The 20,620-nt window shown below is 43.9% G+C and carries 21 protein-coding genes and 1 tRNA gene; 14 read left to right on the top strand and 8 right to left on the bottom strand.

Annotation, left to right across the window (positions count from 1 at the left end; translation table 11 throughout):
* Positions 1 to 77: 77 nt before the first annotated feature.
* The 3 genes from ABHV44_RS15285 to ABHV44_RS15275 are packed head-to-tail and all read right to left on the bottom strand — an operon-like array spanning position 78 to position 4,581.
* On the bottom strand, positions 78 to 2,579 hold the full coding sequence (locus ABHV44_RS15285; RefSeq protein ID WP_459075587.1) for a YbcC family protein: 2,502 nt from the start codon (positions 2,577 to 2,579) through the stop codon (positions 78 to 80).
* Entirely contained in the window at positions 2,566 to 4,260 is a 1,695-nt protein-coding gene (locus tag ABHV44_RS15280; protein WP_459075586.1) for a proton-conducting transporter transmembrane domain-containing protein, read from the bottom strand. The genes ABHV44_RS15285 and ABHV44_RS15280 overlap by 14 nt, the downstream gene beginning before the upstream one ends.
* 3 nt (positions 4,261 to 4,263) lie before the next feature.
* Positions 4,264 to 4,581 carry a hypothetical protein gene (locus ABHV44_RS15275; protein ID WP_459075585.1) on the bottom strand — a complete coding sequence of 106 codons (318 nt, stop codon included), beginning with the start codon at positions 4,579 to 4,581 and terminating at the stop codon, positions 4,264 to 4,266.
* A gap of 88 nt (positions 4,582 to 4,669) precedes the next feature.
* On the opposite strand from ABHV44_RS15275, the gene ABHV44_RS15270 reads away from it, so the two are divergent.
* Complete coding sequence (locus ABHV44_RS15270; protein WP_459075584.1) at positions 4,670 to 5,563, top strand: LysR family transcriptional regulator; 894 nt, start codon at positions 4,670 to 4,672, stop codon at positions 5,561 to 5,563.
* A gap of 54 nt (positions 5,564 to 5,617) precedes the next feature.
* Here ABHV44_RS15270 and ABHV44_RS15265 read toward each other — a convergent pair whose 3' ends face one another.
* On the bottom strand, positions 5,618 to 6,244 hold the full coding sequence (locus ABHV44_RS15265; protein WP_459075583.1) for a carbonic anhydrase: 627 nt from the start codon (positions 6,242 to 6,244) through the stop codon (positions 5,618 to 5,620).
* Positions 6,245 to 6,365: 121 nt separating this feature from the next.
* On the opposite strand from ABHV44_RS15265, the gene ABHV44_RS15260 reads away from it, so the two are divergent.
* The 3 genes from ABHV44_RS15260 (at position 6,366) to ABHV44_RS15250 (ending at position 9,245) form a co-directional block, all read left to right on the top strand.
* Entirely contained in the window at positions 6,366 to 7,262 is an 897-nt protein-coding gene (locus ABHV44_RS15260; protein ID WP_459075582.1) for a mechanosensitive ion channel family protein, read from the top strand.
* 61 nt (positions 7,263 to 7,323) lie between these two features.
* Positions 7,324 to 8,184 carry an MBL fold metallo-hydrolase gene (locus ABHV44_RS15255; protein WP_459075581.1) on the top strand — a complete coding sequence of 287 codons (861 nt, stop codon included), beginning with the start codon at positions 7,324 to 7,326 and terminating at the stop codon, positions 8,182 to 8,184.
* Positions 8,181 to 9,245 (top strand): hypothetical protein, encoded by a 1,065-nt coding sequence (locus ABHV44_RS15250; protein WP_459075580.1) that lies wholly within the window; start codon positions 8,181 to 8,183, stop codon positions 9,243 to 9,245. Before ABHV44_RS15255 ends, ABHV44_RS15250 begins: the two co-directional genes overlap by 4 nt.
* Here ABHV44_RS15250 and ABHV44_RS15245 read toward each other — a convergent pair.
* A complete protein-coding gene (locus ABHV44_RS15245) occupies positions 9,216 to 10,259 on the bottom strand; it encodes a quinone-dependent dihydroorotate dehydrogenase (protein ID WP_459075579.1) in 1,044 nt (347 codons plus the stop codon). The two genes, ABHV44_RS15250 and ABHV44_RS15245, sit on opposite strands and share 30 nt — an antisense overlap.
* 231 nt (positions 10,260 to 10,490) lie before the next feature.
* Between ABHV44_RS15245 and ABHV44_RS15240 the strand changes: the two genes are divergently transcribed.
* On the top strand, positions 10,491 to 11,033 hold the full coding sequence (locus tag ABHV44_RS15240) for a hypothetical protein (protein WP_459075578.1): 543 nt from the start codon (positions 10,491 to 10,493) through the stop codon (positions 11,031 to 11,033).
* Here ABHV44_RS15240 and smpB read toward each other — a convergent pair.
* The gene (gene smpB, locus ABHV44_RS15235) at positions 11,030 to 11,470 is read right to left on the bottom strand and encodes an SsrA-binding protein SmpB (RefSeq protein WP_459075577.1); all 441 of its coding nucleotides are present in this window, start codon (positions 11,468 to 11,470) and stop codon (positions 11,030 to 11,032) included. The two genes, ABHV44_RS15240 and smpB, sit on opposite strands and share 4 nt — an antisense overlap.
* A gap of 139 nt (positions 11,471 to 11,609) precedes the next feature.
* Here smpB and ABHV44_RS15230 point away from each other — a divergent pair, with 139 nt between their 5' ends.
* From ABHV44_RS15230 to ABHV44_RS15205, 6 genes are all read left to right on the top strand, one after another.
* On the top strand, positions 11,610 to 12,386 hold the full coding sequence (locus ABHV44_RS15230) for an enoyl-CoA hydratase-related protein (RefSeq protein WP_459075576.1): 777 nt from the start codon (positions 11,610 to 11,612) through the stop codon (positions 12,384 to 12,386).
* Between the two features lie 11 nt (positions 12,387 to 12,397).
* A complete protein-coding gene (locus ABHV44_RS15225; protein ID WP_459075575.1) occupies positions 12,398 to 12,814 on the top strand; it encodes a YciI family protein in 417 nt (138 codons plus the stop codon).
* A gap of 124 nt (positions 12,815 to 12,938) precedes the next feature.
* Positions 12,939 to 13,769, top strand: coding sequence for a T9SS type A sorting domain-containing protein (locus ABHV44_RS15220; RefSeq protein ID WP_459075574.1), 831 nt, complete (start codon positions 12,939 to 12,941; stop codon positions 13,767 to 13,769).
* A 55-nt stretch (positions 13,770 to 13,824) separates the two neighbouring features.
* On the top strand, positions 13,825 to 14,640 hold the full coding sequence (locus tag ABHV44_RS15215) for a M48 family metalloprotease (protein WP_459075573.1): 816 nt from the start codon (positions 13,825 to 13,827) through the stop codon (positions 14,638 to 14,640).
* Positions 14,641 to 14,773: 133 nt separating this feature from the next.
* Positions 14,774 to 15,187: a response regulator gene (locus ABHV44_RS15210; protein WP_459075572.1), complete on the top strand. Its 414-nt coding sequence runs from the start codon at positions 14,774 to 14,776 to the stop codon at positions 15,185 to 15,187.
* Entirely contained in the window at positions 15,165 to 15,437 is a 273-nt protein-coding gene (locus tag ABHV44_RS15205) for a DUF551 domain-containing protein (protein WP_459075571.1), read from the top strand. The genes ABHV44_RS15210 and ABHV44_RS15205 overlap by 23 nt, the downstream gene beginning before the upstream one ends.
* Before the next feature lie 3 nt (positions 15,438 to 15,440).
* Here the strand turns inward: ABHV44_RS15205 and ABHV44_RS15200 are convergent, their stop codons facing one another.
* Positions 15,441 to 16,145: a 16S rRNA (uracil(1498)-N(3))-methyltransferase gene (locus ABHV44_RS15200; RefSeq protein WP_459075570.1), complete on the bottom strand. Its 705-nt coding sequence runs from the start codon at positions 16,143 to 16,145 to the stop codon at positions 15,441 to 15,443.
* An 87-nt stretch (positions 16,146 to 16,232) separates the two neighbouring features.
* On the opposite strand from ABHV44_RS15200, the gene ABHV44_RS15195 reads away from it, so the two are divergent.
* From ABHV44_RS15195 to ABHV44_RS15185, 3 genes are all read left to right on the top strand, one after another.
* Positions 16,233 to 16,592, top strand: a complete 360-nt coding sequence (locus tag ABHV44_RS15195) for a hypothetical protein (protein ID WP_459075569.1) — start codon at positions 16,233 to 16,235, stop codon at positions 16,590 to 16,592.
* A gap of 353 nt (positions 16,593 to 16,945) precedes the next feature.
* Positions 16,946 to 17,019 (top strand) — tRNA-Arg (locus ABHV44_RS15190).
* 202 nt (positions 17,020 to 17,221) lie between these two features.
* The gene (locus ABHV44_RS15185) at positions 17,222 to 19,441 is read left to right on the top strand and encodes an APC family permease (RefSeq protein ID WP_459075568.1); all 2,220 of its coding nucleotides are present in this window, start codon (positions 17,222 to 17,224) and stop codon (positions 19,439 to 19,441) included.
* A 71-nt stretch (positions 19,442 to 19,512) separates the two neighbouring features.
* Here the strand turns inward: ABHV44_RS15185 and arsS are convergent, their stop codons facing one another.
* Complete coding sequence (arsS, locus tag ABHV44_RS15180) at positions 19,513 to 20,568, bottom strand: arsenosugar biosynthesis radical SAM (seleno)protein ArsS (RefSeq protein ID WP_459075567.1); 1,056 nt, start codon at positions 20,566 to 20,568, stop codon at positions 19,513 to 19,515.
* Positions 20,569 to 20,620: the final 52 nt, after the last annotated feature.

Here is a 20,620-nt window from a genome sequence, read left to right as displayed (position 1 = left end):
AAGAGGCTGTCCAACCTAAAAAGGACAGCCTCTTTTTTGTGCTTCACTTATCTAATTCCAATAGGAATCAAACACCATTAATCTTCTATCTGTTCCCATTCTAGCTGACCAACATATCTAGAGCTCACCTTACCTTCGCTATCCATAGCGAATAAGTTTATCCAGCCGTTTTCACAGAGATTATTTATCGACTCATGCCTTCTAAGTACTCCGTTGATGGCTGCAATGGGCGCTTCAATTACAGTCATTAATCGCACGGGTTCGTGCTGAAGTTTTTCACCGTCATGCACCGACTGCTGAGGAAGCCCCACTCTGAGATCTCCGCTGTATCCTTCGAGAACTCCAATTCCTGAAGTCACGTTGTGGAGAGTCTTGTTTCCCGAACCAAACTTCTGGTTATCTACTGTCGAAGCAAAATACTGCATGTTAATCCAGTTGGTGACCACCATTGGTGCAGTCATAATCACTTCGAGGATTGAAAAGTCTCTGTCTTTTTTCCATTCGTAGGAATGAAGAAAGTAGTTGCTGTTTAGGTTGAGATGTTTCGATCTTTCCCTGGAAGCCACAATGAAACCTGAACAACCGGCAAGTCCCCATTCCGGTCGCACCTGCGACCAGTCTTTGCTCCTGCCGATAATTGATTTGTCGGCTTTCTTAGGATCCAAATTCGCCATTCTCAGCGATCGATCTGCACGTGTGAGCGCTCCGGCCTGAGAGAGAGATTTTTTCACATCTCTCAGCTCTGACCTCTGCTCCTCGGGCAACTGATCTTCGTTGAAAACCTTCACCTCATCAGTGGTGGTGTCGTGCAAGCAGGCAACGAATACCGTGTCTTTGGGAATCTCAATTTCAAACTCCCTTAGCCTGTTTCTCACTTCAACATTGTTCAACACTGCTGCAGCTACCTTGGCGTTAGGCTCTCCGGAGCGTCCTCCGCATGCTCCACAGTCCAAGCCAGAAGCATAAGGATTATTCACTGTTGAAGCTCCGTGTCCAACGATCAAAACCAACCTGGCGAAGTCCTCTTTAAGCGACATGGCGCTGATCGCATTTTTGGCCAGTTCCACCTGCTGATCCACATCAATCCCCAGTTGAAGGCCATCTTTTGATGTAGTAGATAAATCCACTGTTCGCTTCTGAGCCATCTTTTTGTCGAGGCCGTAAGTAGATTTTTCGGGCACGGTTCGCGTGATGCCAAAAGCATCCGTGAAGAGCTTAGCCAAATAAGTCAACCCAAGCGGGCTTACAAAACTAAAGCAACTCACAGCACTCGATCGGAAATTCTTGATGACGTTCAGAAACTTATGACTTGTAATCTTTCGATGCTCAACACTTTCAACATCAACAGTTTTCCCGAGAGATTCTGGAACTGTTAACTTTGGTTTGATGAGCACCGGGCACTGTGCCTTTCCCTCACTCTCACCGAGCGATTTGAAGCTTACCGGGAATCCGAAGAAACCTGCAAAACCAAGCGTTTCTATCTTATCGTCTATCGATTCAATATTTCTTCTGAGCACTTCTGATCTCACGTCAATACAAAACACTGCTTGAGCTTTCTTTCTACTGTCGTTCCTTCTTTTTGATGGAGTTTTCGTCTCAAACATGTCAATCATGTCTCTTTGCGAAGCAATGTCGAAAGCATCCTGAAAGATGAGTCGCAAATTGAGCGGATTATCGAGGTCTTTCGTTGGAATCTTTTGAGACAATTCCTGACAGGCCCAGTACCACTCATCTTCAAGTCGTTGATTTTTGAGAGACTTAAACAGGCAGTACTCCCAACTCACTAAAACTGCGAGAAAATCCAGTAGTCTGGCATTTTTTTCACCGTAAACGCCATTCTCCCAATCCAAATACGATACGTGGCCGGCCCAACCTGAAAGTCGCATAAGGTTTCTCTGCAGGTAGTTTTCCAGGCCTTGATTTGGAACACCCAATTCTCTGAGAGAGACGCTCACTGCTTCCAGAGGAGAGTCAGGCAGTTCTTTAACGAATTCCCTAAACCCTTTCAATCCGGCAATCTCAGGCGATCTATCAATAGACGCTTCAGTCTTCCAGGCACTGAAGAGATCCATCTTTTTGAAAGAAGCAGACCAATTTGCCTGGCCGTCATCAAAATAGGCCGCAGCCCAAAATGATACACGTGAAATCAGATGCCTGCTCCATTGTTTACCAGTCACCCTTGAAGCGACATCAGAAAATGTTTCCACTTGCCCAAACTGCTCCTCTTCCGGTGCCATTTGGCGAGCCTTGTTAATAACGGTCCTGACTCCAACTTTAAGGCTTCTCTCCTCGAGAGCTGCAGCTATGTCCGCTGCAAAGATTTTTCCCTCTTCCAGCTTCTGGAGGTAAAAGGAAAGTGGAAGAGTCATTTGAGCGCCACTCGTTTGAGACATTTGTCTGGCAACTTCCTCGAACTTCTTGTCCGTTTGTCCCATGAAGGGATTCACCGCAACAAAATTTTCTAGTGGCCACAGGGGTGCGATCTTTTTGCAAACTACAGACATTATTGTCACGAGCTTTTCGCTCTCTGTCTGAACAGATTCTTTTTTAATAAACTCGGGAATACTAGTGTTTGTCATAACTAATTATTTTGCGATGAACCTTAAAGTGCGGGCTCAACCCGGCAGATTTTTGCAGATTGGGAGATTTGGAAAATTCATACTGACCTGACCTTGCGCTGTTATTTCCTTTCACATTGATGCCTCCCACGAGTCGGTCGAGGTAACTATTCGCATAAAAACCGTTGCGCAAATGGGTGTAAAAGCTTTGATACTTCTGGTCCGAACGCAGACCTGGAGCAATAATCTGAACAATAATGACTGCGCCAAAAGCCAACAGTACTCCAGCAATTGCCAGCCAGTCTGCAGTTGTAGGATCAACTGAAAGTGGAATCTGTGCGACAATTATCCAGTGGAATAAGGACTCAAAGCTGAAAAATGCCAGTGCTACCAGCACAGAAAACAAACTACTTCGAAGAATCAACGTTCCCCTACCAACGGTTTCCATTGCAGAGATCAGCATGTTGGTCAATCCCAAAATGATAATTCCACCCACCACTACGAGCGCAGGGTCTCTCGTTAGATCAACACCCCACAGAGTGGCGATCAAAAAGTACGCAGCTGCGGAAATCACCAGTGCCAAAGAAGTTTTGCCAAGGCTGTTCTCCTTTTTGATCGAACCCATTTTGAGCAACTGAAGCGAATCGATGACGCTTCCAGATGAAAGAAATGAATGCGCCTTGTAAAACGAATGTGCCACAAGGTGCAGAAGAGCAGCAGGATACAATCCCAAACCACAAAGCAACAAACTAAAGCCCATGTGGGCGATACTTGAGTAGCCGAGTGCTGTCTTCACAGAAGTTTGGGTCATGTAAACCGCAGAACCGAAAATCGCAGTGAATCCACCCAGGATCACCAGGGTGAGTGAAGCTGCCTGACCGACTTCCATAAGAGGAGCAAAACGGATGATCAAAAACGGACCTGCATTTAACAAACCAGCGTGCAGCAAAGCCGAAACTGGTGTTGGTGTTTCCATGATTTCCACCAACCAACCGTGTGTTGGAAATTGAGCGGACTTGAAAAATGCTGCCATTACCAATAAGAATGTGGCAGCATTTAGTGTTGAGTTGGAAACAGATCCGGTGTAATAAGCTGCCAGTCCGTCAAAGATGGTTTGCAGATTCGCTGAATTGAACTGACTGTAAAGGATGAATGCCGCGCTCATCAAACTCAAATCGCTCAACCGCGCCATAACAAACTTCTTTCTTGAAGCTACTATTGCTCCGGGTCTGTCGGCATAAAAAACCAGCAATCGGTGAAGCGTAAGACTGGTAGTTACCCAACTGAGCACCAACATTGCAAGTCCACCGGAAAGTACAAATAATTGTACCGAAGCGATAGTTGCTGCCAACCTTCCCAGGAAAACTCCCTGACGATTGTCTCCGTCCAGGTAGTTCATGCTAAAGCGAACTACAACAAGGCTCAACAGAGCAATCATCGAAAGGAATAAAATGCTCAACGAGTCGACTCGGATACTGAAGCCCAACTCCTCTAGTATCGGGAGTGCAAATTCCAAAGAATCTGACTTCAGCAAGAGTAATGCGGAACTCAGCGAAACCACAACTCCAGCAATTGCGACACCCGTTAACATCTTCTTAAGTGCCGTAGGTCTCAATCCTGATTGAAACCATGAGAAAATGGCGGCTACTGCAAATAAAACTGGAGAGATGGCAGGGATTAATGCATACAAACTCTGACTCATGCCTTACGCCTTTTCGATTAGAGAAATCGCTATTTCCGAGGTCAGTTTTACGTGATGGCCGGTTTCTTCTGCATGCTGCATAATCTTCTTCACTTGCTCGCGGCTGGCTTTCAATTCTGACAGTCTTTGGTCTGAATCTCCAATGGTCTGGCCGAAGCGAATTTCCTGACTAAAATTTCGCACCTGGTGGAAATTGATTTTTTTATCGATTAAGTGAGTCAAAATCTCGAAGGCTTCTTCAGGTGTGAAGGTCCCCTTTATCAAATCGATTTGTTGTGTGGATAACTCCATTTTGCTGTTGTGTTTTACTGCTTGTTCCATTTTTGTTAAATTTTTGTGGTACAAAGTTGAACAATCTGATTCATATATTTTCATTTATATTTGTTATGTAAACCATATATCATTGTAAATGAACTTCACCATTCACCAACTGGAAATCTTTCTGAAAGTGGTGCAGACAAAGAGCATCACCAAGGCATCCGAAGAGTTGTTTATGACACAACCAGCTGTGTCTATTCAGTTGAAAAAATTTCAGGATCAATTCGACATTCCGCTAACGGAAGTAGTTGGAAGACGGCTATTCATCACCGATTTCGGAAGAGAGATAGCTCAGATCGCAGAAAAAGTGACCAACGAACTGGCCACCATGAATTTTAAAACTGAGGCCTACAAGGGGATCATGGCCGGAAAGCTCAGCATTTCATCGGCTTCAACAGGAAAATACGTAATCCCCTATTTTCTTTCTGAGTTCATAGAAAGGAACACTGGAGTGGATCTCACTCTGAATGTGACCAACAAAACCTACGTTGTGGAGAGCTTAAAAAAGAATGAAACTGATTTTGCTCTTGTCTCTGTTCTCCCAGAAAAAATAGAAGTCGAGTCAGAAACGCTTATTGAAAATAAGCTTTATCTGATGAGCTCAGGGCCAGAAAAAGACGACAATAAACCACTGATCTACAGAGAGGAAGGGTCTGCCACGAGAATGGCCATGGAGCGCTATTTTGAGAAAAATAATAAGAAAGTGCGCAAGCGAATGGAGCTCACTTCTAACGAGGCTGTTAAACAAGCAGTAATTGCAGGTCTGGGATCATCGATAATGCCCCTGATCGGAGTAAAAAATGAGCTACTCAACAAGCAACTCTACATTTTGGACTCTAAGGATTTGCCAATTGTAACTCATTGGCGAATTATTTGGCTAAAAGGAAAAACCCTCTCTCCAGTGGCTCAGGCCTTTTTAGACTTTATCAGGCCACGGAAAGAGGATATTTTAAAGGAGAAATTTCTCTGGTACCTGAATTATTGATAAAAACAGGTCAAGCATTTCTCCGGATTTTCTTCAAAAAATGTCTCCTGGAACTTAATCCAATCTATAAATTTCTTTGATGTCTTTCAACACTTCCGCGTATTTGAAATTGAGGTCGATCAACTTTCCGGTGCTGATGTCGAAAACCCATCCGTGAATTTGGATTTTGCGATCGTTGTAGGCCTTTTGCACTGCAGCGGCCTTCATCACATTGATGCACTGTTCTTCTACGTTGAGCTCTACCAGTCTTTTGTAGCGTGCTTCTTCATCATCAATTTTGTTCAATTCATCCTTGTGGATGCGATAAACATCTCGAATGTTTCTGAGCCATGGATTGAGTACACCCAAATCGGCTGATTCCATCGCGGCTTTTACACCTCCGCAGTAATAGTGTCCGCAAACTACCACGTGATTTACCTTGAGGTGAACAACGGCATATTCCAATACCGACATCACATTCAGGTCTGTATTAGGTACCATGTTGGCGATATTTCTGTGAACGAAAGCTTCGCCCTGAGAAAGCCCCATCATTTCCTCTGCCGTGACGCGGCTATCTGAACAACCGACATACAACACTTCGGGACTTTGCCCTTTCGATAGATTTTCGAAATAGTTCGAGTCGAGTTTTAATTTATCCTCAACCCAATCCTTATTGTTTTGAAAAATATTTTTTATATCCATAAGCTGATTTTGTTTGCAAATCTAAAAATTCAGGCTGGCGAAAAATATTCGCTTTGGCCGTTATCGAATTGGTTAAAACTACGAATTTTGTTCGGGAATAATTTTCATTAAAAATTCAGATATGTTGCTCGATCTACTACAAAACCTTTCTTCCGACACGCGCTTTGTTGTTATAGCTCTGATCATCATAATTATCACGCTAATTGTACTGATCGTATTTAACCGAACAGCCAACCGCATAATCAAGCGGATGACCCTAAAAGAGGACTTCGATCCGACAACGTATCGTTTCGTTCAGCACACTGTCTCAGCACTAATCATTATTGTAGCTCTCGGATTTATTATCTGGATGATTCCTGCCTTGCGCTACATCGCTAAATCACTGGTGGCAGGTGCCGGTATTGCTGCGGTGATCATCGGTTTTGCCAGTCAGGCTGCACTGGCCAACGTGATCAGCGGACTTTTTATCGTGATCTCAAAACCCTACAGAATCAAAGATAGAATCCATGTCAAAAACGAACTTTTTGGAACTGTTGAAGACATCACCCTGCGCCACACTGTAATTAGAAACTACGAGAACCAAAGAATCATCATCCCTAACTCCATCATGAACAGCGAGGTGGTGACCAACAACGATTATGAAGAGGATCGGATTTGCAAGTGGCTTTACGTATCGATTTCGTACGATGCCGATATCGACAAGGCAAAGCAGGTTTTTAGAGAAGAATGCGAGAAACACCCCAAGGTGATTGATGTGCGCACACCCGAGGATGTGGCTGATGGGGAAGAAAAAGTGCGCGTAAAAGTGGTAGAACTGGGAGAATACTTCGTGAAACTAAAAGCCTGGGCCTGGACCAAAAACACTGAAGACTCGTTTGAAGTCGGCTGGGATGTTCTCGAAAACGTCAAAAAAGCTTACGACAAAGCTGGAATCGAAATTCCTTTCCCTTATAGGACGGTAGTCTACAAAAAGGATATGACAGAGCAAACGACTCCAAAGAAAAGTTCAAAAGACTAAAACTGCTCTTTCCAAATTCAACTGTTAACTTTGAAGTTCAACAAATAAAATTGAAGACACGATGAAGCTATACCCAGTGAACAACGGATATTTCAAACTCGATGGTGGCGCCATGTTTGGCGTGGTGCCCAAATCCCTTTGGCAGCGCACCAATCCCGCTGACGAAAACAACATGTGTTCCTGGGCCATGCGATCACTGCTAATCGAAGACGGTGATCGCCTGATGCTAATCGACTGCGGAATGGGCGACAAGCAGAGCGAGAAGTTTTTTAGCTTTTATTATCTCCACGGTGACGACACACTCGACAAGTCTCTGGCGGAGTACGGCTTCCACAGAGATCAGATCACTGATGTGTTTCTCACACACCTGCACTTCGACCACTGCGGAGGCGCCATTAAGTACGATGATAGTGGCGAGAATCTGATTCCGGCTTTTAAAAACGCTACATTCTGGAGCAACGATAAGCACTGGGAGTGGGCCACAGAACCCAACGCCAGAGAAAAAGCTTCTTTCCTGAAAGAAAACATTTTGCCGATCCAGGAAAGTGGTAAACTCAAGTTCATTGAACGCACGGGCGATTTTAGCGATACACCTTTCGACAACATTTCGGTATTTTTTGCCGATGGACACACCGACAGCCAGATGATTCCAATCATCGAGTACCAGGGTAAAAAACTGGTTTTTGCAGCCGATTTACTTCCCTCAACCGGTCACATCCCGCTGCCCTATGTAATGGGCTACGACACTCGTCCACTTCTCACACTTAGCGAGAAAGAGAAGTTTCTGAACAAGGTGGCTGATGAAGAAATGATCATGTTTTTGGAACACGATCCCGAGAACGAATGCTGCACTTTAAAACACACCGAAAAAGGAGTCCGTTTAGATCGTACCTTCGGCTTTCACGAACTTTTCGAAAAATGAAAACTGCTTTAACTTTTGCCTTGTGCTTTTTGCTAACAGTTAGCGCTTTAGCCCAGGGCAAGCGATTTACTGAAGAAAACAAAACTCGTCAGCTTCTCGAAATGCAGGAAGGTGTCTTGCTTGTCCCCCTTTTCAGAGTTTCTGAGAATGGAGGAATCATGACCACCACTCAATCTTCGGAACAAACTCTGAAGTCGGAACACAACAGCCAAATCATCAGGGCTTTTGAAACGAACTATCCATTCGGTGAAGTCTACTATTTCTTTGGAGACAACTGGTGGAAAATTCTCCGGGGCGAGCGCGAAGGATTGATACTCAATGCCGATCGGGAGCCGGTTTCTTCTGGATCCTGGAAGGACAAAACTTTTTTCCTCGCACGCTTCGAACCCAGTGGCTGGCACTTGCCTGCAGACATTCAGTATGTAAAAAAATCCATCGATGAGTTCGACAATGGGCAGGCAGCTTTTAGGGAAAATCTTCCGAAAGCAGTCGCAGAAGAAACCGCTCTGGCAATTCCGCTTTTTCGAAATTTTTCCGCAACTCAGAACGTACACCACAATCTGCTCAACCAGAGGCTCAGCGAGAGAAACAAAACTATCGTGAGCGAACTGAATGCTTGCCAAAAGGACTATCCGGTGTTTTTTTTCTATGAAAATCAATGGGCTAAAATCAAAGAAGAAAATGAGGACGCTCCATTGTTTGATTGCAATTTTTCAGAGAAGCAGTCGGATGTTGATCTTGAGCAAATCAGTCTATTTCAACCGGCCTTTTGTCCAGCTCCTAAAGATGACGAAAACTCATCGGAGTTTGACAAAGAGATGGCGATCATGAATCCAAATTCGAATTACTATCCCGCGCTAATCATCGAAAGACTGTATGACAAAGCGATTGCAAAAAACAGTAGGCGAGGCTTTTTAATCAATTTTCGCTATGCCTATCGTCTCAATTATTCTTCAGGAGTAAAGGGTAGTTACGACTCTGCTGTTGAAGGAGTTGTTAGCAAAATCACAACCGATCTCGATGAGTTAGGATTAATTCCTCCGACTTCTGAGGAGCAGTGATTCGTTGATTCGTTTTACCAATGAAGGTCCCTCGTAGATAAAACCTGTGTAGAGTTGAACCAGCGAAGCTCCGGCATCGAGCTTTTCCAGTGCATCTTCTTCGGTGTGGATCCCTCCTACTCCAATTATTGGAAATCCTTTACCCGACTTTTCCGAAAGGTATCGAATCACTTCTGTGCTGCGATTTGTAAGTGGTTTTCCACTAAGTCCCCCGTTACCTATTTGGTCCAGTTCTGATTTCTCAGTTTTTAGCCCTTCTCTCGAAATGGTGGTGTTGGTAGCAATCACTCCCGCTATTCCGGAGCTCTTCACAATTTCTACGATGTCATCTAGCTGTTCGTTGGTCAGGTCAGGTGCAATTTTCAACAAAATGGGCTTGGACTTTTCTCTCCTGGAGTTTTCCTTTTGCAAAGCGAGCAACAACCTCGTGAGTGGCTCCTTATCCTGAAGTTCACGGAGGTTTGGGGTGTTTGGTGAGGAGACGTTTACCACAAAGTAATCGACCACCTCGAACAGCTCACGAAAGCAAATCAGGTAATCGTCAAGTGCATTCTCATTGGGGGTCACCTTGTTCTTTCCGATGTTACCACCAATCACCAGGTTTTTGTTTCTACGCTTTAGTCTTTTTGCAGCCGCTTCCACTCCTTCGTTGTTGAACCCCATCCTGTTTATCAGCGCGTTGTCTTTGGGCAAGCGAAACAATCTTGGTTTGGGATTTCCGGGTTGGCCTTTAGGCGTGACAGTTCCAATTTCTACAAAACCGAATCCCAGTTGACCCAACTCCCGGTAGAGTTTAGCGTCCTTGTCAAAACCAGCTGCAAGCCCCACTGGGTTGGGAAATTTGATACCAAAAACCTCTCTTTCTAATGACGCATCAGCCACTTTATACTTGCGCTTTGCAAAAGATTTCGCTCCTGGCAATTTCATCGAAAAACGGATCAGTCTGAAGGAGAAGTGGTGGATTTTTTCTGGCGAAAACCGAAAGAAAATCGGTCGAATGAGCTGCTTATACATGGAGCGCGGTTTTGGAGTGCAAAAGTACAACTTAAGGCCAAAACCGGAGCACGCACAGTGAACACACTGAGTGAAAATTTTTTAACCATGAAATCTACAACCAAAACAGCGATAGCTTTTATAGACGTTGATAACTTTGTTAAAAGTCCAACAATGCCCCCCCTTTATTTCCGCTGTATCTCATGATATATTTGTGTTAATAGATTCATATACTGATAACCTTGTCTTCTTATGTTGACAATATTTGGAAAGAGAAAATTGAATGACAATCAGGTGGCGAATATTTTCGTCAACTCGATGATTGAATCCGTGGAAAAAGGTTTCCCCGAAATTGCCGGATTCATCAACGACTGCCCACAGTTTGTCAGAAACCCAAATATCGATCCCGATGATTATGGTCGCTTTCTGATGATCGTGATTGCCGGTAACTTCAATTATATTCCAAGATATTTTAACCAGGGACACGATCAGGTAATTATCAGAAAATGTGTAGAAAAATTCGCGGATGTTTTCGAAATGAAAACGAATGAGTTTGCTCAGCTGATCAAGGAATACAAGGACTACCTGAAGCGCGTGAATATGCCTTCGAAGACCACACTCTACGCCATGTCAAAGGGTGTCTTTTATAAGTATAATCTCAACGATTTCCAGGAGGATTATTTTAAGAGTCTCAAAACACCAAATCCGATTTTTCTAAAGAATCTGGATGACATGATGAAAAACTTCCTATGGAATTGGGACAAGTTTTCTGAAAAGTACAAAGTGACAGCCTAGCGGATTCCGCGATCAATCTCTCGTTTCAAATCTTTTTGCTTGAGATCTTCTCTTTTATCGTAGAGCTTTTTCCCTTTGGCAACCGCAATCTCCAGTTTGGCTAATCCTCTTTCGTTTATGAAAAGTAAAACTGGAATAATCGTCAGGCCAACGTCCTTCATCTTTCGCTCAATCTTGTTGATCTCGCTGCGATTCAAAAGGAGTTTTCTCTTGCGCTTTGGGTCGTGGTTGTAATGGCTGGCATTTTCGTATTCGGCAATATACATGTTGTACACAAAGAGCTCGTCCTTTTCCAATTTGCAGTAGGCTTCCACAATGCTAGCCTTATTCTGCCGAATGGATTTGATCTCCGTGCCATTCAGTTGAATCCCCGCCACATACTTGTCCAGCAGGTGATATTCAAATTTTGCCTTTTTATTTTTTATCTCTACGCCCATAGTGAACTTTGCGAAGTGCGAATTTACTAAACGCCTTCCCATCATCAAATGTAGAGCTCGTTTATTGTGAATTAGCGAGGCTCAAATTCCAGATTCCGCAGTAATTCGATATTTTCGTCACACAAAATGCAATGTGATTATGGATTCAATTTTATTCGAGAAAAAAGACGGGGTAGCCAGAATTACTCTCAACCGACCTGATAAGTTCAACAGCTTCAATCGCCAAATGGCTCTGCAGATGCAAGACAGGCTGCGCGAATGCGACAAAGACAAAGAGGTACGATGTATCGTAATCACCGGTTCTGGCAAAGCATTTTGTGCCGGTCAGGATTTGCAGGAAGCAATCGATCCAGAAGGTCCAGAACTGACACAAATCGTAAGTGAGCACTACAACCCGATAATTCTGAAAATCAGAAGCATCGAAAAGCCAATTGTCGCTGCAGTAAACGGAGTGGCGGCAGGCGCAGGAGCTAACATTGCTCTGGCCTGCGACATTGTAGTTGCCAGGAAGTGTGCCGATTTCATCCAGGCTTTTAGTAAAATTGGTCTCATTCCCGACTCCGGAGGAACTTACATTCTCCCACGGATTATAGGTTATCAAAAAGCCAGCGCCCTCATGATGCTGGGAGATAAGATCTGCGCAGAAGATGCCGAAAATATGGGAATGATTTACAAAGCCATTGAAGACGTAGACTTTGAATCGGAAATTGATAAAATGACCGCCAAACTGGCGTCCATGCCAACTCGTGGAATTGGACTAACCAAGCGCGCGCTCAACAGCTCCGCGGCAAACACGCTCAAGCAACAACTCGATTTGGAAGATGCACTACAAACAACTGCCGGTCAAACTGAGGATTATCAGGAAGGCGTGAATGCTTTTCTCGAAAAGCGCAAACCGAATTTCAAAGGAAAATAAAACTCGAATCGATGAAAGAGCTACTCTTTTTTGCATTGCTCCTTACCAGTGGATTTGCTTCAGCTCAGGAAGAAAAGTCGAATCCTCGGGAATTCGAGATGACTGAAGGCGACACCACTTATGTAATGAAGCAGTATTTCATGTTGATCTATTTGACTGGTGACAATCAGGAAGAGGTCTCACGAGAAAAGTCTACTGAGCTTCAGGAAGGCCACCTGGGTCACATCAACAAAATGGCTGATGAGGGAGTGGTGAAAATGGCCGGACCCTTTGGAGATCAAACCGAAAAGCGGGGTATTCTCATCTTCGACCTGGACACCAAAGAAGAAGTTGTGGAATGGGTTAGCCAGGACCCTCTGGTGAAAGCCGGAAGACTCAAATACGAAATCCACCCGTGGTGGACTGCAAAAGGAAGCTGTTTGGATTAGGCTAACATTCGACTGGACTTCAAGCTACTGATAAAATTTAGAATTAGAGGTTTAAGATTTTCTTTATATTGAAGAATTCTCTCTTGAAAAAGAGAGTTCAACATAAAAACCAAAACCTCTAATTATGAAAAAATTAATCTTACTACCGTTCTTATTTCTTGCCTATTTATCTTTTGGTCAGATTGACGAGATTGCCGAAATCGAAGGCTACTCTTACGAAGTTCGGGTATTACTCATAGATCACGACATGCCGAAAATCCTGGTATACGAACCTTCAGAAAACCACTTTGATCTTTACAATGAAGACTATACTTTGTATCGCTCAGTAGACATTCCCTATAATTATCAAGGATCAGGTCAGTACAACATGTTTCACGTCTCAAGAACTTTGTTTGACTGTGACACCACCAACATTGAATATTTAATTTCCTGGTCAGGCCAAACACAAGTCTGGACGAAAGTGATTCGCGAAGATGAAACAGAATTACTGAGTGAAGAAGACGTTGTTTACAATGCATTTAATACGGCTACACCCGAGTCCAACGGAATTGTGTCTGGCTCCAATGGTAGCCTACTTCATCTTGAAGGAAGTGTTTGGGGTGCTCCTTTAAGTAGAATATATCATCTATGCGGGCAACTTCCGAGAAATACTTCAAGGATGGATAGCACTATGACTGGTCTGACAGAAGAAGATGAAATTTTGGATCAAGTGAAGTTATACCCCAACCCTTCAGACTCACAGATTACTATCGACTACGATTTGGAAGGAAATGAATCGGGAACTATCAAAGTTTTCAGCATGAAAGGCCAGCTTGTGGAAGAAAAACAACTAGGTAGCTTTTTCAATAAAGTCATGCTCGATATTTCCGATTATTCAGCCGGTAGCTATATCGTAAAGATTCAAACTGCCAGCGGTGAAATACTCAGCGAAAGATTCATTAAGGTGGAAAAGTAAAAGCTTTACAACGCAACTCATGAAGGCGCATTCAAGTCTGAAACAAAAGACTTTTATGCGCCTTTTTATATTGATTTTCATTGGTCTCATTTATTCTTCAAACCTGTTCTCACAATCCTATTTCACAGAGCAACAGGCAAAGGTTATTGTGAATCAAATCTGTAGCATTTCAGGTCTTTTTCCAGAAATGATCGTGACTGAAGATCACTCTGTAACAAAAGCCGTTGCATACATCAAGGCGAACGAACAACACATCGCTTTCAATCCGGTTGCGCTAGGGCAAATACGGGATTCATCGCAAACTGATTGGTCTGTAGTGAGCATCCTCGCGCACGAAATGGCTCATCATTTTTTGGGTCACACCCTAAACCCTGCAGATATCGACAAATTGGACGAATTGAAATGCGATCGATTTGCTGGCTACATTCTCTATCGCCTGGGAGCAAGTAAAAAAGAGGCCTTAGCGGTTATACCGTTCACAGGCACACACCAGGGCTCTGACTCGCACCCTCCAAGAAACCAGAGGAAAATTGCTGCTGCAAATGGATGGAACGAAGCGAGTAAGTCTGGCCTTGAAAGGATTAAATGTGAGTTTGTGGACCGAGTATTTGAAACCCCCGTGCTATCCGTCAACTTCATTTCAGATACAAAAAATTACTTCTTGCTTCCCGACTCTTCACTTGTTTGGTACGACAGCCAGGGGCGTGATCATAAAGTGGGTTCAGGGCAAAAAAGTGATGATGAAAACTACCCCTTTTTGATCACTTTGACTGACAAGCATTATCAGATTAGCGAATCGGGCACAGTGTGGAATAAGACTGACTATGATGCGATGATGAAAATAGGAACCGCAGTGTTCATATCTCGTTAATTTCCTGTTGATAACGAGTAATGCACATTGCTGCATTAACAAGAAGTCCACATGTTCTTCACACAGCCTATTTTTTAGCTAGCTTTACATGTAGCTACAAAAGGCTCTTAAATTCAGACTTTTACAGGAAGCAGTGGAATGTACTTATAAACATATTCTGATAATTGATGACGACAGAATTAACTGTCTATTAAACAGACAGTTCGTGTCCTTCTGCCTTCCAAAAGTGATGGTCAACTCATTTCAGGATGCTACACTCGTTCTTCAATATTTGAAAGAGGGAAAGGTTGCTGAGCCAGATCTTATTCTCCTGGATATCAACATGCCAGAAATGAACGGATGGGAGTTTTTAACACAGTTGAAAACCATTCCGATAAATCCAGATGTGATCATGTTGAGTTCCTCGTTGCATTTTGCTGATATTGAAAAATCAACCCAATTTGATGCAGTCAAATACTACATTGAAAAGCCTTTAACTGAAGAAAAAATCGAACGTTTCATCTGTCAAAAAAGATATGAGCCTTTTGGATTGGATCGACATTTCTAAAAAACTACCCGAAAATGGCCAGCGCGTGTTGGCTTTTATTCCAGAGAACAAGGTATTCCTTCCCGGAAAGACACTGGAGTTTGAGATCCGTGAAGTAATTGTCCTCCACTTTCTCAAAAATTTTTACGAAGAAGGAACAGAGAAAAGACAGAAACACGGTCCTCATTTTTGGCAGGGCGAAGGAAACAGCAATCACTTTTTTGGTGATGTGACTCACTGGATGCCAATTCCCGAAGGACCAGAAAAGTAAGCCTTAAAAAGCATTTTTCGAAGCAACGATAGTTGCGCTTACCACAGCAGCCGTTTCCGTGCGCAATCGAGTGTTACCAAGTGCCACTGGACCAAAGCCACTTTCTAATGCTTGTTCAATTTCATCGGGCGAGAAGTCGCCTTCAGGACCGATAAGAATGGTAGTTGGTACACCAGATTTCACCTGCGATACAAATTGTCTCCTGGGCTGGTCTTCTTCGCAGTGCGCGATATACCGTTCTCCTTCGCCTCGTTCCTCAATGAAGTCTTTGAACTTCGTCAACTCCTCAATTTGAGGTTTATAAAACTGATTAGATTGTTTCATTGCAGAGATAGCAATTCTCTCTAATCTATCGAGTTTTATTTTTTTTCTTTCTGCGTGTTCACAGAGAATTGGCACAATGCGGGTCACTCCAATTTCAGTGGCCTTTTCGATGCACCACTCAAGTCGGTCATTGTTTTTTACAGGAGCGATTGCCAAAGTGAATTCATACGTCCTTTCCGGTTGCTTTTCTTCTTTCAACTTTTCGAGTCGAACGCCTCTGTGGTTTTCATCGAGCAGTTTAGCCTCAATCAAAAACCCTTCTCCATCGGTGGCGTGAACGATATCTCCCACCTTCTTTCTGAGCACCTTCACCAGGTGGCGAGATTCGTCAGCGGGCAATTCAATGGTGTTGTCTGATGTACGTGGGAAATAGAACAATTGCATTCCACAAAGAAATAGATTTTAATTTTGAATGGCATGCAACTGCATTATTTTGTAACTTCCTCTGGCATACTCAAATAACACCTTTTCTTGGAATACGAACTAACACGGCTAGAGCGGGCAAGCTGCCCGTACCTGATCCTGCGCGGAAATATCCGAAGCAAGGACCTGGAACTGTTAGTTTCCCTTCTCTCCAAGAATGTGATTGATCAAAACGAAAATCGTATTCTGATTGAAACCATTGAAGCAAAAGCAGACCTTTCAGAACTGGAGATCGTCAATTTCCTGAGAAACTTCCCTCCCAAGCTGCGAGCATTGAAGATTGCTGTCGTAGTGAAAGTACAGAAAACTCAAAAAGCTCGCCTCTACGAAAGTATAGTTTACTCTAATGGCTTCCCGGTGCGTTTTTTCATCGATAGAGAAAAGGCAGTTACTTATCTTTTATCTTAATTTTTGAGAATCAGAAAGCCTGACTTCCTACCTGCAAATTCTTATGCTAGATTCAAAATAATATATATCTTTGCCGCCCGCTAAAAACGATTAGCGGGCCTTTTGGTCGCGTAGCTCAGCTGGATAGAGCATCCCGGTTTCTTAAACCGGGACGGTTCCAGATTCGACTGAAATGAGGTAAAGTAATGGTCGCGTAGCTCAGCTGGATAGAGCATCCCGGTTTCTTAAACCGGGACGGTTCCAGATTCGACTGAAATGAGGTAAAGTAATGGTCGCGTACCTCAGCTGGATAGAGCATCCCGGTTTCTTAAACCGGGACGGTTCCAGGTTCGACTGAAATGAGGTAAAGTAATGGTCGCGTAGCTCAGCTGGATAGAGCATCTGCCTTCTAAGCAGACGGTCCCAGGTTCGAATCCTGGCGCGATCACTAGATGATCAAAGACCGGTTTCGCATGTTGCGAAACCGGTCTTTTTCATTCTAATCCGACTCAAGCTTGCTTGAAGAAGGGGCAGAATGAAAAAGACCCAGAATTGCCGACAAGGCAATCGGTCTTTGATCCATTTCTCAACCAACGCTTTCAATTCGGGATTCTCCTCAGACTTTAACCTTTATTTCTTTTCTTTGAAAAATGGCGAATAGTCGGGGGAATGGTTCCGGTCCAGCACAAACAGTCAATCCGGAAAACAAAACAGGTTTTGGCACCTTTGGGGGAGTTTTCACTCCTTCTATTCTCACCATCCTCGGGGTTATCATGTATCTCCGTTTTGGGTGGGTCGTAGGAAATGTCGGCCTGCTCGGTACTCTTCTGATTGTGACACTTTCCACTTTAATCACTTTTTTCACAGCTCTTTCAATTGCCTCTATAGCCACCGACCAACGGGTTAGAGCAGGTGGAGCTTATTACATGATTAGCCGTTCGATGGGTATCGAGACTGGGGGCGCTGTTGGAATTCCGCTTTATTTGGCTCAGGCACTTTCTGTAGCACTTTACACTATTGGTTTTGCGGAGAGTTTCTCGGGGGTTTTCCCACAATTCGACCAAACGAGTGTAGGCCTGATCGTTACACTCGTAGTTGGTGTTTTGGCCATCTTCTCAGCAAAAATCGCCATTCGCAGTCAGTACTTTATCATGGCAGCCATTGCCATTTCACTCATATCATTGGCCTTTGGCAAACCAATAGAAGAAACCACTATCGAAATGTGGGGTGCCACCGACAGAAACTCCGAGCCTTTCTGGGTAGTGTTTGCTGTTTTCTTTCCCGCTGTTACCGGAATTATGGCTGGGGTCAACATGTCGGGCGACCTTAAAGATTCTGCTAAATCCATTCCAAAAGGAACGTTCGCAGCCATCGGAGTGGGATATTTGATCTACATGGGTTTGCCGATTTTGTTGGCCAATAGAGCCAATGCACTCACCCTAATAGATGATCCATTAATCATGAGAAAAATCGCCTACTGGGGCGATGCCATCCTTTTGGGTGTTTGGGGTGCGACTTTGAGTAGCGCCATTGGCAGCATTTTGGGAGCCCCTCGTGTTTTACAAGCCCTGGCCAGAGACAGCGTGCTTCCTAGAAAACTTCGTTGGCTGGGCCGCGGGACGGGAGATGACGACAGCCCGCGTATCGGCACCATCGTTACACTCGCCCTTGCACTGGTAGCTGTTTACTTCGGAAACCTAAACGTAGTAGCTCCCGTTTTGACAATGTTTTTCCTCACCACCTACGGGGTTCTCAACATTGCCGCAGGACTTGAGAGATTTCTGGGCAGTCCTTCATTCAGACCGACCTTTAAGGTTCACTGGGTCTTTTCACTTTTGGGCGCGTTCGGCTGTATTGCAGTCATGCTTTTAATAAATGCACTTGCAACTGTAGCTGCGCTTCTTTTCATTCTTCTGGTTTTCTTTTGGCTACAAAAGAGAAAACTGCAAACGGCCTGGGGTGATGTTCGCCAGGGTGTTTGGATGGCAATGGTTCGAGCAGGGCTCATGAGAATTAAGCGAAATGCCGATCCCAAAAACTGGCGACCGCATATTCTCGTGCTTTCTGGAGCGCCTACCAAGCGTTGGCACCTCATCGAACTCGCCAACAGTCTTTCCCAAAGCAAAGCCATAATGACCGTGTGCACTACCATCACCGACCCAGACGTGCCAGTAGAGAGACAAAACGCAATGGAGGCCAGAATCTCAGAATACCTCTTTCAGCGCGGAATTAGCAGTCTGGTTCGAGTTTTTTCCTCTCCCGATCCTTTTGAAGGATCGAAACAGTTAGTCGATACCTACGGTCTTGGCCAAATGGTTCCCAACACCATCGTGCTGGGAGCTTCGGAAAATGAAGAGACCAAAACCAACTATTGTGAGATGATCAGCCATTTTTATCGCTCTCAGCGAAACGTGCTCGTTGTGCGAGAAAATGAGACTGAGCACAAAATTAAAAATGAGCGGATTGACATTTGGTGGGGTGGACTCAAAGCCAATGGTGGCCTCATGATCGTACTGGCATTCCTACTTCAAAACAGCCTGGATTGGCAGAATGCTCAAATAAATCTAAAAATGCTGACCACTTCTGAAAATGCTGCTCAAGGAGCCCGAAAAAATCTCGAGAACATTGTTGGCCAGATGAGAATTGACGTTAACACTGAAGTGATTTGCGATAGCGAACAAGATTTCTATTCGATCTTACACCAGAGCTCTCAAGGGGCTGATCTGATTTTCCTGGGCATGGCTGAACCTACCGGTGAATTTGATTTTGTGAATTACTTCTCGAACATGCAATTAAGAACCGCAGACTTACCGACAATAATATTCACTCTGGCTTCTGAAGACATTGTCTATGAAGATGTTCTTTCATAAAAGAAAAAAGCCCCTCAACCACAAGAGTTGAGAGGCTCTCAATCAATATTACTTTGAAATCAATAAGTCTATCAGGTAGTCGCTCCCTGGCAACTTGAACCTGCTCCTGCTGTGCAGCCAAAACAGTGTTGCCCGGTTTTAATCGTACGTTGATTCAATTTTTCTTCATCGAACTCCGAAATATGATTTCCGAGCTCTTTATCTACCTTAAGCTCAAGCATTTGATTGAAATCACAATCGTAGAGCCAGCCATCCCAACTCACAGAAATTGAGTCGCGACACATTACATTTCGAACCGATGCCGGATTGTATGCATTCACCAACTTCTCCATATACTCATCGTAGTTTCCGCTGGCAATTAGGTAATCTAAGAACCTGGCGATGGGAAGATTGGTGATGCAAAGCAAATTGTTGAACTCAATGTCAAAATTGCGCTTCAATTGTCGTTTGAATTGATTTTCCAAGGTCTGCTGATCTCCAGGCAAAAAAGCCCCGTTCGGATTGTAAACCAAATCGAGCTTGTGCTTGGAGCCTTCTACTCCGTAACCAACTTCATTGAGCATTTTCAGGGCTTCTATCGATTTGCTGAAAACACCTTCACCTCGCTGGGCATCAGTCTTAGAAGCATCAAAATAAGGCAATGAAGACACTACTCTCACTTTATTTTCCTTAAAGAACTGTGGTAGATCGTAGTACTTTTTGTTAGCAACGATGATCGTTAGATTACATCTCACAATCACTTCTTCTACTCCTCTTTTCACTGCCTCACTGACGAAATATCTAAAATGTGGATTCATCTCAGGTGCGCCACCGGTGAGGTCGAGTGTTTTCACCCCAATGCGTTCGATCACTTTCAAGCACTGATCGATGGTCTCTTTGGTCATGATCTCTTTTCTATCAGGACCTGCATCCACGTGGCAGTGCTTACAAACCTGATTGCACATGTAGCCCACATTTACCTGGAAGATTTCTATTCCAGTTGGCTTCAGTGGATAATCATCAATTTCTCTTAAGTGATCTTCAAACGTCTTAAGCTCGCCAGTTTCAAATTTACCACCCTCGAGATGATCGATTTGTTTCTGTTTGTACGAGAGCTCACTACGTCTTGCTTTCAAACTTTTCAGCATAAATAATCCTTTCTTTTTTAGAGATTTTTAGAAAGAGGTTGAGAAGGATAAG

Source organism: Halocola ammonii (assembly GCF_049334165.1).
Classification (GTDB): Bacteria; Bacteroidota; Bacteroidia; order Flavobacteriales_D; family Sanyastnellaceae; genus JBEGHD01.
The sequence above is the reverse complement of the archived record's forward strand: the minus strand, read 5'-3'. Positions and strand labels throughout refer to the sequence as shown.

Coding starts and splice junctions, on each gene's coding strand:
- ABHV44_RS15260 (WP_459075582.1), top strand. CDS start 6,366: ATGTTGCTCGATCTACTACAAAACCTTTCTTCCGACACGCGCTTTGTT.
- ABHV44_RS15245 (WP_459075579.1), bottom strand. CDS start 10,259: ATGTATAAGCAGCTCATTCGACCGATTTTCTTTCGGTTTTCGCCAGAA.
- ABHV44_RS15265 (WP_459075583.1), bottom strand. CDS start 6,244: ATGGATATAAAAAATATTTTTCAAAACAATAAGGATTGGGTTGAGGAT.
- ABHV44_RS15270 (WP_459075584.1), top strand. CDS start 4,670: ATGAACTTCACCATTCACCAACTGGAAATCTTTCTGAAAGTGGTGCAG.
- ABHV44_RS15255 (WP_459075581.1), top strand. CDS start 7,324: ATGAAGCTATACCCAGTGAACAACGGATATTTCAAACTCGATGGTGGC.
- ABHV44_RS15250 (WP_459075580.1), top strand. CDS start 8,181: ATGAAAACTGCTTTAACTTTTGCCTTGTGCTTTTTGCTAACAGTTAGC.
- ABHV44_RS15240 (WP_459075578.1), top strand. CDS start 10,491: ATGTTGACAATATTTGGAAAGAGAAAATTGAATGACAATCAGGTGGCG.
- ABHV44_RS15275 (WP_459075585.1), bottom strand. CDS start 4,581: ATGGAACAAGCAGTAAAACACAACAGCAAAATGGAGTTATCCACACAA.
- ABHV44_RS15185 (WP_459075568.1), top strand. CDS start 17,222: ATGGCGAATAGTCGGGGGAATGGTTCCGGTCCAGCACAAACAGTCAAT.
- ABHV44_RS15285 (WP_459075587.1), bottom strand. CDS start 2,579: ATGACAAACACTAGTATTCCCGAGTTTATTAAAAAAGAATCTGTTCAG.
- arsS (WP_459075567.1), bottom strand. CDS start 20,568: ATGCTGAAAAGTTTGAAAGCAAGACGTAGTGAGCTCTCGTACAAACAG.
- ABHV44_RS15200 (WP_459075570.1), bottom strand. CDS start 16,145: ATGCAATTGTTCTATTTCCCACGTACATCAGACAACACCATTGAATTG.
- smpB (WP_459075577.1), bottom strand. CDS start 11,470: ATGGGCGTAGAGATAAAAAATAAAAAGGCAAAATTTGAATATCACCTG.
- ABHV44_RS15220 (WP_459075574.1), top strand. CDS start 12,939: ATGAAAAAATTAATCTTACTACCGTTCTTATTTCTTGCCTATTTATCT.
- ABHV44_RS15225 (WP_459075575.1), top strand. CDS start 12,398: ATGAAAGAGCTACTCTTTTTTGCATTGCTCCTTACCAGTGGATTTGCT.
- ABHV44_RS15230 (WP_459075576.1), top strand. CDS start 11,610: ATGGATTCAATTTTATTCGAGAAAAAAGACGGGGTAGCCAGAATTACT.
- ABHV44_RS15215 (WP_459075573.1), top strand. CDS start 13,825: ATGCGCCTTTTTATATTGATTTTCATTGGTCTCATTTATTCTTCAAAC.
- ABHV44_RS15280 (WP_459075586.1), bottom strand. CDS start 4,260: ATGAGTCAGAGTTTGTATGCATTAATCCCTGCCATCTCTCCAGTTTTA.